Here is a 12,139-nt window from a genome sequence, read left to right on the forward strand (position 1 = left end):
AAATAAGCGAATGGCGTCATAGCTTTACATGATCACTTTGCCGTGATTTCCCGGGCCATCAATGGTGACCTTTTCTTCGTCCTGAAAAATAGCTTTACCGACCTTCCACAAGAACCTAAGCTCCTTTGAGCCGGATAAATCCCAATATTCACCATGCTCGGGAGAGAACTTAATGAGGCGAATATCTACCTGTTCGGCTCCTAGCGGGAACCATGCTTTCCATGCTGGGCTAAATAATTCGCGAATCAGTGCGCGATCATTAATAACGTCCGACTGGCCTGATAGCGACACGAACTGATTATTAGATTGAAGCGTTAATGCTGTTTGTGGATTATTTTCAATTTCGGCTGTTTTGCCATTCACGGCACTGGTCGCGAAAAATATATTGCCGGTTTTTGTTTCATGATAAGCCACTGACATTGGACGTGCATGCATGACACCTTCTGTGTCGGTACTAATCAACATCGCAACGCTAAATTCCTCAATAATGTTATTAATGTTGTCTACCAGTTCTACGGTTGAATTTTCCATAATTACTTATCCTTTAGTGGTATTTAATACACATGAAACTAATTATTTAAAATACTGAATAATTAGCAGCATCAGAAAAAAGGCTACCTGAGTAGGGAATTCAGATAGCCAAAAACTAAGCAGACAGCGTTATAAACGTGGCCCCTGAATGAGACGAACGAGTATCATCACAACAGCGATGACCAATAGGATATGAATGAATCCGCCCATCGTGTAGGAAGAAACAAAGCCCAGCAACCAAAGGACAATCAATACAACTACAATAAAATTAAGCATTTTACATTCCTTGTTGACTGGTTAGACCCATGCAGATTTACCGTGTCTGTTTAGCCAGCACAAACTTAAGACTATGCCATTTAAGCTTTTCCATCTGTTCGGTAGCGCACCGATAAAACCGTATCGCTTTATATATTTTCTTTTATTATCTAATTTTTGATGTGTATGTAGTGATCAAGTAAAACTGAACGCCTGTAAACACCTAAATAACTGACAAAAAAAATCACCCTCTGAAAACAGAAGATGATTAATAGGCTGGTTAGTTAGGAGGAAAAAACCTAACCAGCTAGTAATCCCATCGAAGACTGATATAAGCAATTTGTTCACCACTTGATGCACTAAAGTTGAAGCCAGCAGATAACGCATCAATTAAATAATAACGCGCACCGACTCTAAAAGTTGCACCATCGTTGTAGTCTAGATTCGCATTCACCTCTAAATCATCCATGAGTTGATGCCTAAGACCGACGCCAGCAGCAAGCCTTGTGTCACTAGACCCCTCATCAAAGTCTTGATAAACCAGCTTAGCGTTAGCAGTAAGGTCGGTATTATGAGCGACCTCTTTATGGTACCCAGCACCTAGTGACACTTCATCAAAATCGATTGTAGAGTCGATGTCTTGACCTGTTGAGTAGTCAGCTAACACATTATATTCTGAAGTGACGCCGTAGGAGACCGTCAAGCGTTCCACATCCGTCGAGTTTTCATCAGTATCAGAATACTCTATTGCACCCTCGATATAATTATAGTTGATTACCAACTCATCTGCCGTCGCTGCAACGCTCGAAGATGCAATTAACACCAAAGCAGCGCTTGAAACTGCCGTTTTTAACATTGAAAGTATGCGTTTATTATTCATAATATTTTTGCCGCCAATATCACAGCCATCCTTTACGTTTAAATAGCCAATAAGGCGCAATTCCGGAAGTCACCATCAATAGTATCGCAAATGGATAACCTAGTTCCCAAGATAACTCCGGCATAAATTCAAAATTCATTCCGTAAACACTAGCCACCAACGTAGGAGGAAGAAACACTACTGCGGCAATAGAGAATATTTTAATGATTTTGTTTTGTTCAATATTAATCTTTCCCATGATCACATCCATAAGAAATTTTACTTTTTCAAACAGTGCTGCTGAATGAGAGAGTAAAGAATCAATATCTCTCAACATTTCACTGAGTCGCACTTGTTGCTTCTCAGAAAGTTTACCACTGCGTAACAACGAAGATAAAGTTCGCTGCTCATCAATCAGATTTAAGCGTGCACGACCATTCATCTCTTCAATACTGGCAATATGCATTAATATATTTTCAAGATCCTTTTGGCCAGAGCTAAAAAATGCCTTGTCGTATTGACTGACTTCTTTATAAAGTCTTTCCAATAAATCGGCCAAACGATCGATTTCAGTTTCAAACAAACCAAGCAGAATAGAAAAGGGCAAATTGACCCGGCTTGGTGTGCGTTTTAACAGTTGTGCAAAATCAGTAAAAACAGGCAAGTCTTCTGGGGTTAGGGTAAATATACGATTCTGATTTAACGTAAACCCAACCGTAACATTCACTACCCGGTCACCAACAGATTTGAGAAAGTAGGCATGTAAATGCAGACCTTGCTCATCTTCATAAAACCGAGAGCTTGCCTCGATCTCTTCCATCAACTCTGTTGTTGTTAACTCTTGTTCGTAGGCATCCCTGACCCATTGACGCTCGTCTTCCGTTGGCGTTGTAAGGTTGACCCACAATGCATTTTCTTTCAGTTGCTCAAAACACACGATGCTTGTTTCAACCAACGCGCCATCTTGTAACGAATAGATATTCAGCATATTAGGCTTTCATATTTTTTTGAGCGGTAAAGACTTCTTTAACTAACTCAATTTCAGATTTCCCGCCTGTTGAAATACCCAAACGCTTTACCTCATCAGCCAAAAAAGGGCGAATAGAGTCCATTATTGGCTTCCATGCTTCAAATGAAAAGTCATCATGATTGATACTCGGAGAAGGCTCTTCTGCACGCCTTAATATTTCCGTCATATCAGGTACTAAATCGCGTTCAAAATTATCCATGAGTGACTCCAAGTGTCTCTGAAAAGCTTAAAATCTAGTGTTTAGAGAAATAACAAAACTAGTATATTAAAATCCTAACAGGTTTATTTAGGCCACACATCGGTAAATATGCGTAGTTAGAATCATATTACTACGTAGTTACCACAGTCAATCTACGAATATCTCCTTATCACAACCGCACTCTATAAAGCCTATAATTTATTCAAAATCAACATAACAATAAATAATCATTAGACGACTATAGAAAATGTAGGCAAAGCATATGAAAGCGTATCAACAGATTTTACTGACCACTGACTTAACAAAACTCAGTGAAGAAGTTGCCAGAAAGGCTGTCAATCTTGCGGGGCACTTTAATGCCCAGATCACGCTATTACATGTTATCCAACGTCACCCTGAAGACTTTCAAGGGAGTGTTGATACCTTTGAAGAACTAATGGAAACAAACCGAACCAAGATTAATACGTTCGTCAAAGCAATTCCGATCAAAAATACCACGCCAATGCTGCGTTTATCTGAGGACAGCATTGAAAATGAGATCATTGAAGTGGCCAAAGAAATCAAAGCTAACCTCATCATTATTGGCTCGTACCATGGTGATGAGGTGACGGATGACAACCAATTAAATATTAATATCGTTAAAGAGCAAGCCATGTGTGATGTCCTTGTCGTACACCCAGATCAGAGCAAAACAGCATGAAAAAAATCTTAACCCTACTCATTCTTTTAATGGCTGGCGGGGGCAGTGCTTATTATTGGCATCTGCAAAACCCTTTAGTGACGGGGAGTGACATCATTCCTAAAATAGAGCTTCAAATAAGTGAGTTATTTGGCAAACAACCCATCAATGAAAACGAACTGTTACTTTACGGAAACATTGATATTCGAGAGGCACAACTCGCATTTAATAGCTCTGAACATATCACCGAAATTTTAGTACAAGAAGGTGAGCAGGTTAAAAAAGGGCAATTACTCGCACGACTACATAACGAAATCCTAAAGGCTCAATTACAACAGGCTGAGGCTCAACTACATGCTCAGTCAGAAACCATTGTTAAACTCAAGGCAGGGTCTAGAAAGGAAGAGATTGAACAAGTCCGTTCGCAATACAATGCCGCGGTAACCACCTATAAAATAGCATTGAGTAGTTATAAACGAACCATCCCGCTATTAAAAAAACGCGTCATATCACCAGATGATTACGATAAAGCGAGAGCCTTGTCAGAGTCCACAAAAGCGCAAGCAGAAGCCGCAAAACACTCTCTGTTATTAATACAGAGCGGTACTAGAAAAGAAGATATTGCAATTGCTATTGCCACCCTAAAAAGTCTGGAAGCCAATGTTTCTCTTGTTAAGCAACAACTCGATAACGCAAAGTTATACGCGCCAGCGGACGGCATAATTCGAAACCGTATTCTCGAAGTGGGCAGCATGGCATTTCCAGCAACGCCGGTGATGACGTTAGCGTTTATCAACCCTGTATGGGTGAGAGCGTACCTACCTGAAACGGCTTTGGGCAAAGTTGCCATCGGTAGTAAAGCAATGATCTCCACTGACAGCTACCCCGATAAAGTGTATGAAGGCTGGGTGGGTTATATCTCACCCACCTCCGAGTTCACCCCTAAAACCATTCAAACCAGTGAATTACGCACGAGACTTGTTTACTCGGTACGTATTTATGCCTGCAACCCACAGAATGAATTACGCTTAGGCATGCCGACGACAGTGAGTGTGGATATAAGCAAACCGCCTGCATCACAGGAAAGTGGTATCCAGAATTGTGGGAATAAATGATGTCAGATGCGGCGCTCAAACTATCTTCTGTTAGCAAGCTGTTTGAGAGTCATGGTCGTGTCATAAAAGCACTGGATGATGTCAGCTTTGAAATCCAAGCGGGAAAAGTTACAGGACTGATTGGCCCTGATGGCGCAGGCAAGACAACCTTGATGAGACTTATTTCAGGCTTATTGGTCCCTGCAAGCGGCGCCATCGAGGTCGTCGGTATTGATGTTATTAGCGACCCATTAGCGGTGCAATCCCAACTTGGCTATATGCCTCAACGTTTTGGTTTGTATGATGACTTAACGGTTCAGCAAAATCTCGACCTGTATGCTGACCTACAAAATATCGCTTATAAAGACCGTCAGCCCCGTTTTGATCAACTGATGAATATGACGGGTATGAGCCCGTTTACCAAACGATTAGCGGGAAACTTATCCGGCGGCATGAAACAAAAGCTCGGCCTCGCCTGCACACTATTACGCTCTCCAAAGCTCTTGATACTTGATGAGCCTACCGTCGGTGTTGATCCTGTTTCTCGTCGAGAACTATGGGAAATCATTTACCAACAAGTCAGTCAAGTGGGTATGAGTGTATTGCTCAGTACCGCATACATGGATGAAGCCGAGCGCTGTGATGAGGTTGTGCTACTGCACGAAGGTAAGCTTCTCATGCAGGGTAAACCCAAAGACCTTAGCCAACCACTGTCTGGGCGAACCTTTCATATCAGTGTTGAGGGCGTGCGACACCGAACATTACAACAAGTCTTAAGTAATGCCCCAGATGTACTAGATGCCTTAATCGAAGGCGAAGGTGTTCGTGTCGTCATGGAACAGGTGGTTGATGCTAAAGCAATCGTGTTACCTCAAGTGTTGACACAAGAGACTCATGGAACGGTCAGTATTGATCCCGTTAAACCACGCTTCGAAGATGCCTTTATCGCTCGATTAAAAACCAAGTCTACTATCACTCAACAAACAACCATTGCACCGTTATCAGTCAGCAGTTCAGCTGACAAAGCAGTCATCAGTGTTGATAATCTGACACGGACTTTTGGTGAATTCATTGCTGTAAATAAAATCAGCTTTAACGTCAAAAAAGGCGAAGTATTTGGTTTATTAGGTGCTAATGGGGCGGGGAAGTCTACGGCCTTTCGCATGCTATGCGGGCTGTTACCCGTTAGTAGTGGCAAGGTATCAGTAGCAGGGCTGGATTTACGTGTCGCCGCCGCTGATGCACGCCGACGTATTGGTTACATGGCGCAAAAATTCTCACTGTATAGCGACTTGTCCGTCACGCAAAACCTAAACTTCTTCTCAAGTGCCTACGGCTTGAGTGGTAAACAACAAAAACAACGTCTGGCGTGGGCGATAACAACCTTTGAGCTAGAAAATTACAAAAACACCAATGCTGGAAACTTGCCTCTAGGTTACAAGCAACGACTGTCATTTGCCGCTGCGTTAATGCATGAGCCAGAGATCCTATTTTTAGACGAACCAACCTCAGGTGTAGATCCATTGGCTCGGCGTGAGTTTTGGGAACGCACCAATCATCTTGCAGAAATGGGGGTAACCATCCTTGTCACCACTCACTTTATGGATGAGGCAAACTACTGTGATCACCTAGTGATTATGGAAGCGGGGCGAATTTTAGCCGCAGGTACACCGCTAGATATGAAAAACCTAGCCCGCAACGATGAGCAGCCTGACCCATCCATGGAAGATGCGTTTATTTATCTGCTGAACAGTAACGATCAAAAACATCAGGCGGTGATTGCATGATCAGCCCATCTAACATGCGCTTATGGGGAATTATTCGTAAAGAAGCTTGGCAGATTGTGCGTGACCCTTCGAGTATTGCGATTGCTTTTGTCATGCCTGTGGTACTGCTGTATTTGTTTGGCTACGGTATTTCTCTCAATGCTAAAGACATTCCGCTAGGTTTAGTCGCGGACAAACCTGATTTGATTACCCAATCATTACAAGGGTCATTTGAACGCTCTGAGTTTTTTAATCTCATGACTTTCAACTCGATACAAGAAGCGCAGTTAGCGGTTGATGAACGTCTGATCGATGGGATTGTATGGATGCGCAGTAACTTCTCATCCAACCTACAAGCGGGTCTGGATGCGCCTATTAATATCATTATCAATGGTGTTGACTCCAACCAAGCCAACATTACCAACGGTTATATTCAGGGAGTCTGGCAAGCTTGGTTGACACATTTTGCTGAGTCAAAAGGCGTTGAACTGAGTCAGACGGTACAGATTAAACAGCGTGTCTGGTTCAATGCCGCGCTATCCAGCCGCATGTATTTAGTCCCTGGCGTCATCGTCATCATCATGACCATTATTGGTTCGCTGTTAACGGCCATGGTGGTGGCTCGTGAATGGGAGCGGGGCACGATGGAGGCGCTGATGGTTACGCCGCTGCGCATGAAAGAAATGCTGGTCGGTAAGTTGATTCCTTATTTCATACTAGGAATGGCAAGCATGTTTTTAAGCCTAGCACTGGCCGTATGGCAATTTGAAGTGCCACTGCGCGGATCATTTTGGATCGTCATTGTCACTTCCGCACTGTTCATGTTGGTGTCATTGATGATTGGCTTATTGATTTCTATCGTGTCAAAAAACCAATTCGTAGCAGGCCAACTCGCTATTATCATTACGTTTCTACCTGCATTTATCTTGTCGGGTTTCCTGTTTGATATTAACTCCATGCCGACTGCGATTCAGGCAGTGACGCTAATTGTGCCGTCGCGTTACTTTGTTTCATTACTGCAAACCCTGTTTCTAGCGGGTGATGTTTGGCCCGTGATTATTCCAAATTCACTTGTTTTGTTAGCGATGTTGATATTTTTCTACGTCATTGTTTTACGTAAATTTAAAAAGCGTTTGGAGTGAGCAGCCGATGAACATTGCACAAATTATTGCGCTAGCCAAAAAAGAATTTTTAGCGTTACTGCGCGATAGTCGCAGTCGCATGGTCTTGATTGCCCCTCCGATCTTTCAAATGCTGATCTTCGGTTTTGCAGCCTCATACGATATTAATAATGTCCCTATCGCGGTTTACAACCAAGACCAAGGCGTAGCCTCTCGTGAATACATCAGTAAGCTAAATGGCTCACCTAACTTTGAAATCACCACTATTATTGCAAAAAATGCGGAAATAGCACCACTGATTAATAACCGAGAAGTGTTACTGGTGGTCAATATAGAACCTAACTTTAGTGACCATATTGCTCAGGGCAGCTCAGGCGGCATTCAAGTGATTCTAGATGGCAGAAACTCCAACACTGCTAGCATTGCCATGAATTACCTTGCGACGCTAAGCATTGCCTTTAACCAAAAGTGGAATGAAGATCACGGCATAACGGGGACCAATGTGGCATTGAGCGGACGCTATTGGTTTAACGAAAACTTGCAGTCACGATGGTTTATTATTCCGGGAATTTTAGGCATGTTGATACTTGTAGTGACCTTATTAGTAACCGCACTGTCTGTAGCACGCGAGCGCGAAGCGGGTACTTTTGACCAATTACTCGTTACCCCCATGCGACCGGTTGAGATTCTAATTGGTAAAGCTATTCCGGGGATTGTTGTTGGTATCATCGAAGCCACCATCATTCTTGTAGTCATTGTTCAACTTTTTGAAATTCCACTGCGTGGCGACATTGGTGCGCTATACCTCGGCATTGTGCTGTTCTTGTTATCTGCAACAGGTGTTGGACTGATGATTTCCGCGATTTCAGTCACACAACAACAAGCGATATTAGGGGCATTTCTGTTTCTCGTACCCGCCGTTATTCTGTCTGGCTTTTCAACCCCCATCGCCAACATGCCTGAAGTCATTCAGTGGTTAACGTATCTGAACCCCTTACGCTATTTTTTGATTATTGTCAGAGGGGTATTTTTAGAGGGCAACAGCTACGGTCTTCTAATAGACCAGTACTGGCCCATGCTAATCATCAGTATCGTAAGCCTTATGTTTTCAGGCTGGCTGTTTAAGCACCGTATGTACTAGAGCGTTTTGTATTAAAAATAGGGCGTCTACGTATAAACCACAATTTAACTACGTCCATCTACGGATTATAAATTTGGGTGTAAGTGAGAAAATCGACCTCTAAATACGATAGTTGTTTTAAATCAGAGGTTTCTCTCATGCCAATTCATCAAATAACGTCACATGAAAACCCTAGCTTAGAAGATGTCTATGAATCTGCTTCTTCGGAAAAGGGCCTTCCAAAATACAGCTTGCCTGAGAATCGAACGGAGCCTCAAGTCGCTTACTCATTAATTCATGATGAGCTGTTGCTCGATGGTAACTCCCGACAGAACCTTGCAACGTTTTGTACCACTTGGGTAGAAGATGAAGCAAAGCAACTAATGACCGAAGCTGTTGATAAGAACATGATCGATAAGGATGAGTACCCGCAAACGGCTGAACTCGAAAACCGTTGTGTACATATCATTGGTGAACTGTGGCATGCACAGCACTCATGGGAAACAGTCGGTTGCTCGACCACAGGGTCGAGTGAAGCAGCGATGCTTGGTGGCTTGGCGTTCAAATGGCAGTGGCGTAAACGTCGCGAAGCCGAAGGAAAAGACACCAGCAAACCAAATATTGTGACGGGGCCAGTACAGATTTGCTGGAAAAAATTCGCACGCTACTTCGACGTAGAAATTCGTGAAATACCGCTAAAAGGTGACTCTCTAGGGATTGAGCCAAAAGATTTACGGGAATATTGTGATGAAAACACAATCGGTGTTGTTGCGACGCTGGGGGTCACTTTCACCGGTATTTATGAGCCTGTAGAGGCGCTAGCGCATGAGCTAGACTCGATGCAGCGTGACCTTGGTTTAGACATCCCCATTCATGTAGATGCGGCATCAGGTGGCTTTATTGCACCGTTTATTCAACGTGACATTGTCTGGGACTTTCAGCTTGATCGAGTAAAATCCATCAACGCTTCTGGCCATAAATACGGTCTAGCACCGTTGGGGGTCGGCTGGATTATTTGGGCAGCTAAAAAAGATCTACCAGAAGAGCTGATTTTTTACGTCGATTACCTCGGCGGCAACATGCCGACCTTTGCGCTTAATTTCTCACGCCCAGGGGGTGAGATCATTGCACAGTATTACAACTTTTTACGATTAGGGCGTGACGGTTACACTGCTGTTCAACAGGCTTGCTCTGACACTGCACAATGGCTTGGCGCTGAGCTAGCTAAAATTGATCAATTTGAAATGGTTTACGATGGTCACGGTGGTCTACCTGCGGTCGCTTATAGACTTACCGAAGGAGATCACGGCTTTACACTTTACGACGTGTCTGAACGTGTCCGCATGCGTGGCTGGCAGATTGCTTCTTACCCATTGCCATCTGACCGAGAAGATACCGTGGTACAGCGTATATTGATACGTCATGGTGTCAGTCGTGACTTAGCACAACTAGTACTCAAAGACATAAAATCAGCGATTGAACATTTGTCTAACAACCCAATTCCTAACTCTACTGCTAAAGCAGGATTCCACCATGGGTAAAGCATTTAATCTTAGGGTGGGCCTGCCGATACTCTTTCTCGCTAATACAGCCTCAGCAGCTGGAAACCAGATGATTGCTGACGGAGAACGTGTCATTGGACAAATCTTCGATAAGGTAGAGCCCGTTGTTGAATCCGGTGCTCATGGTTTCTTTCAACTGTTAGACAACCAACCCATTGCCTTTATTTTATTGGCACTCGCGCTAGGTACTTACATTGGTAAGTTTACCGTTAAGAGCATTTCGCTAGGCTCCACTGCGGGAACGCTACTGGTGGGTGTGATTTTGTCTATGATCGCTCAAAGTGCTTATGACATTACCTATTCCATTCCGGGGGTTTTGTCCTCTTTCATGCTGCTGTTGTTCATGTATGCACTGGGATTAAAAGTTGGCCCACAGTTCTTTTCAGGGCTTCGTAAGGGTGGTTTAGCGTTTGTGGTAATTGGGCTGGTTGTTTGGAGTCTAAACTGGATCATTTGCTTCTTTGGAGCAAAGCTCGTCGGCCTTGCGCCAGGTTATGCAACGGGTTTGATCTCAGGCAGCTACACCATTACTGCCATTTTAGGGGTAGGTCAGGGTGCGCTGAGTAGTGGCGCTTATGTTCCTCCTGCGGGCATGTCTATTGAAGAAGTTGGCGCTAATATGGCTGCTGCTTATGCCATTAGTTACGTCCTATCAAGTATCGGAATCATCTTATTGATTCGCTACCTTCCCCGTATCTTTGGGCGCAACGCTCGTGCCGAAGCGAAATTGGCTGAAGCTGATTTCAGTGGCGGAGCAACACACCCAGTACCGGGTGCTCCCAGCGCATTGGACATGGCTTTCTCACCTTATGACTTGCGTGCCTTTGTCGTGACTCACAAAAGTTTCGTGGGCCGCAACATTGCACAATTGACTGCAGACTTCCCTGAAGCGCCTATTTTGCGGGTAGTCCGTGATGATGCAATTATTGAGCTGACTGATGATCTGACCATTTTAGAAGGTGATATCGTTACCCTTCGCGCCAATGTACATGATCTTATTCTCAATGAAGGCGAGTTAATTGGCCCTGAGTCAGACAATCTACTGGCACGTAATGTGCCCATCGAAGTTGCCGATGTGCATGTAGGCTCACATGCGATCTCTGGTAAGACGTTTGAAGAGCTCGAAAGTCAGGGTACTGGCGGCGTTGAGCCACAAGCACTGTTTCGTGCCGGTAATGAATTACCTATTGGCCCGAAAACGGATGTTCGTTTTGGTGATGTATTACGTCTGACGGGGCCTGACTCAGCACTTAAGCTAGCGGCTAAGAAATTAGGTGGAAACGTCATTTTACCGACCATGAAATCGGAAGTGTTGTACCTCGCTATCGCCATGTTAATTGGTTATCTAGTGGGTATTATGACGGTTCACATTTCAGGTATTCCTTTTGCTTTGGGAACGTCAGCAGGCTGTATCCTTGCGGGTGTGGGTGTGAGTTATTTCAGAAGCCGTAACCCTGAGTTCGGTGGCCCAGTTCATGAGGGTGCACGTAGCTTCCTGCAAGATTTTGGTCTGAATGCCTTTGTCGCGGTTCTGTCAGCTAACGTGGGGCCGAAGGTTATTTCGGCACTGGGTGGCGATACTATTATGTGGCTTGCATTAATCGGTGTGGTGGGTGCACTAGTGCCTCCATTCATCGCTTTCTGGGTCGGTATCAAAATCTTCGGTCTAAACGCAATTATTGCCGATGGTGCAACAACAGGTGCACGTAACAGTACACCGGGCCTAAACGCGATTATTGAAGAGTCGGGCAGCTCAGTCGCTGCGGTGCCATACCCAGTCAGTTATGCGCTAACGACTGTTCTGGCATTAATTGGTGGTTACTTCTCGATGGTACTCACCACCTAGTACCGTAGTTCGACGTCGTTGTTTGAAGTTGTGATTCGTTGGTCTCCTGAGGCCTGCGAATCATTATCTCTAGTAAA

Annotated in this window: 12 protein-coding genes; 7 read left to right on the forward strand and 5 right to left on the reverse strand. The window is 44.1% G+C overall.

Annotation, left to right across the window (positions count from 1 at the left end; translation table 11 throughout):
- Positions 1-24: 24 nt before the first annotated feature.
- From DKT75_RS19695 to DKT75_RS19715, 5 genes are all read right to left on the reverse strand, one after another.
- Positions 25-531, reverse strand: a complete 507-nt coding sequence (locus tag DKT75_RS19695) for a pyridoxamine 5'-phosphate oxidase family protein (RefSeq protein WP_109826178.1) — start codon at positions 529-531, stop codon at positions 25-27.
- A 129-nt stretch (positions 532-660) separates the two neighbouring features.
- Positions 661-807, reverse strand: coding sequence for a lmo0937 family membrane protein (locus DKT75_RS22550; RefSeq protein WP_109826180.1), 147 nt, complete (start codon positions 805-807; stop codon positions 661-663).
- Positions 808-1,093: 286 nt separating this feature from the next.
- Positions 1,094-1,666, reverse strand: coding sequence for a porin family protein (locus DKT75_RS19705; RefSeq protein ID WP_109826182.1), 573 nt, complete (start codon positions 1,664-1,666; stop codon positions 1,094-1,096).
- Positions 1,667-1,685: 19 nt separating this feature from the next.
- Complete coding sequence (corA, locus tag DKT75_RS19710; protein WP_109826184.1) at positions 1,686-2,633, reverse strand: magnesium/cobalt transporter CorA; 948 nt, start codon at positions 2,631-2,633, stop codon at positions 1,686-1,688.
- Position 2,634: 1 nt separating this feature from the next.
- Positions 2,635-2,874, reverse strand: coding sequence for a hypothetical protein (locus DKT75_RS19715; protein WP_109826186.1), 240 nt, complete (start codon positions 2,872-2,874; stop codon positions 2,635-2,637).
- Between the two features lie 262 nt (positions 2,875-3,136).
- On the opposite strand from DKT75_RS19715, the gene DKT75_RS19720 reads away from it, so the two are divergent.
- The 7 genes from DKT75_RS19720 (at position 3,137) to DKT75_RS19750 (ending at position 12,062) form a co-directional block, all read left to right on the forward strand.
- The gene (locus DKT75_RS19720) at positions 3,137-3,574 is read left to right on the forward strand and encodes a universal stress protein (RefSeq protein WP_109826188.1); all 438 of its coding nucleotides are present in this window, start codon (positions 3,137-3,139) and stop codon (positions 3,572-3,574) included.
- Positions 3,571-4,668, forward strand: coding sequence for an HlyD family secretion protein (locus DKT75_RS19725; RefSeq protein WP_109826190.1), 1,098 nt, complete (start codon positions 3,571-3,573; stop codon positions 4,666-4,668). The genes DKT75_RS19720 and DKT75_RS19725 overlap by 4 nt, the downstream gene beginning before the upstream one ends.
- The gene (locus DKT75_RS19730; protein WP_211665501.1) at positions 4,668-6,434 is read left to right on the forward strand and encodes an ATP-binding cassette domain-containing protein; all 1,767 of its coding nucleotides are present in this window, start codon (positions 4,668-4,670) and stop codon (positions 6,432-6,434) included. The genes DKT75_RS19725 and DKT75_RS19730 overlap by 1 nt, the downstream gene beginning before the upstream one ends.
- Entirely contained in the window at positions 6,431-7,555 is a 1,125-nt protein-coding gene (locus DKT75_RS19735; RefSeq protein WP_109826194.1) for an ABC transporter permease, read from the forward strand. The genes DKT75_RS19730 and DKT75_RS19735 overlap by 4 nt, the downstream gene beginning before the upstream one ends.
- A gap of 7 nt (positions 7,556-7,562) precedes the next feature.
- The gene (locus tag DKT75_RS19740) at positions 7,563-8,675 is read left to right on the forward strand and encodes an ABC transporter permease (protein WP_109826196.1); all 1,113 of its coding nucleotides are present in this window, start codon (positions 7,563-7,565) and stop codon (positions 8,673-8,675) included.
- A gap of 137 nt (positions 8,676-8,812) precedes the next feature.
- Positions 8,813-10,195, forward strand: coding sequence for a glutamate decarboxylase (gene gad / locus DKT75_RS19745; protein ID WP_109826198.1), 1,383 nt, complete (start codon positions 8,813-8,815; stop codon positions 10,193-10,195).
- Positions 10,188-12,062, forward strand: coding sequence for an aspartate:alanine exchanger family transporter (locus tag DKT75_RS19750; protein WP_109826200.1), 1,875 nt, complete (start codon positions 10,188-10,190; stop codon positions 12,060-12,062). The genes gad and DKT75_RS19750 overlap by 8 nt, the downstream gene beginning before the upstream one ends.
- The last annotated feature ends 77 nt before the right edge of the window (positions 12,063-12,139 follow it).

It is taken from the genome of Leucothrix arctica, assembly GCF_003172895.1.
Classification (GTDB): domain Bacteria; phylum Pseudomonadota; class Gammaproteobacteria; order Thiotrichales; family Thiotrichaceae; genus Leucothrix; species Leucothrix arctica.

Excerpts from the sequence above, each read along its gene's own strand:
- gad (WP_109826198.1), top strand. The coding sequence starts at position 8,813 with ATGCCAATTCATCAAATAACGTCACATGAAAACCCTAGCTTAGAAGAT.
- DKT75_RS19750 (WP_109826200.1), top strand. The coding sequence starts at position 10,188 with ATGGGTAAAGCATTTAATCTTAGGGTGGGCCTGCCGATACTCTTTCTC.
- DKT75_RS19725 (WP_109826190.1), top strand. The coding sequence starts at position 3,571 with ATGAAAAAAATCTTAACCCTACTCATTCTTTTAATGGCTGGCGGGGGC.
- DKT75_RS19695 (WP_109826178.1), bottom strand. The coding sequence starts at position 531 with ATGGAAAATTCAACCGTAGAACTGGTAGACAACATTAATAACATTATT.
- DKT75_RS19740 (WP_109826196.1), top strand. The coding sequence starts at position 7,563 with ATGAACATTGCACAAATTATTGCGCTAGCCAAAAAAGAATTTTTAGCG.
- DKT75_RS19735 (WP_109826194.1), top strand. The coding sequence starts at position 6,431 with ATGATCAGCCCATCTAACATGCGCTTATGGGGAATTATTCGTAAAGAA.
- corA (WP_109826184.1), bottom strand. The coding sequence starts at position 2,633 with ATGCTGAATATCTATTCGTTACAAGATGGCGCGTTGGTTGAAACAAGC.
- DKT75_RS19730 (WP_211665501.1), top strand. The coding sequence starts at position 4,668 with ATGTCAGATGCGGCGCTCAAACTATCTTCTGTTAGCAAGCTGTTTGAG.
- DKT75_RS19720 (WP_109826188.1), top strand. The coding sequence starts at position 3,137 with ATGAAAGCGTATCAACAGATTTTACTGACCACTGACTTAACAAAACTC.
- DKT75_RS19705 (WP_109826182.1), bottom strand. The coding sequence starts at position 1,666 with ATGAATAATAAACGCATACTTTCAATGTTAAAAACGGCAGTTTCAAGC.
- DKT75_RS22550 (WP_109826180.1), bottom strand. The coding sequence starts at position 807 with ATGCTTAATTTTATTGTAGTTGTATTGATTGTCCTTTGGTTGCTGGGC.
- DKT75_RS19715 (WP_109826186.1), bottom strand. The coding sequence starts at position 2,874 with ATGGATAATTTTGAACGCGATTTAGTACCTGATATGACGGAAATATTA.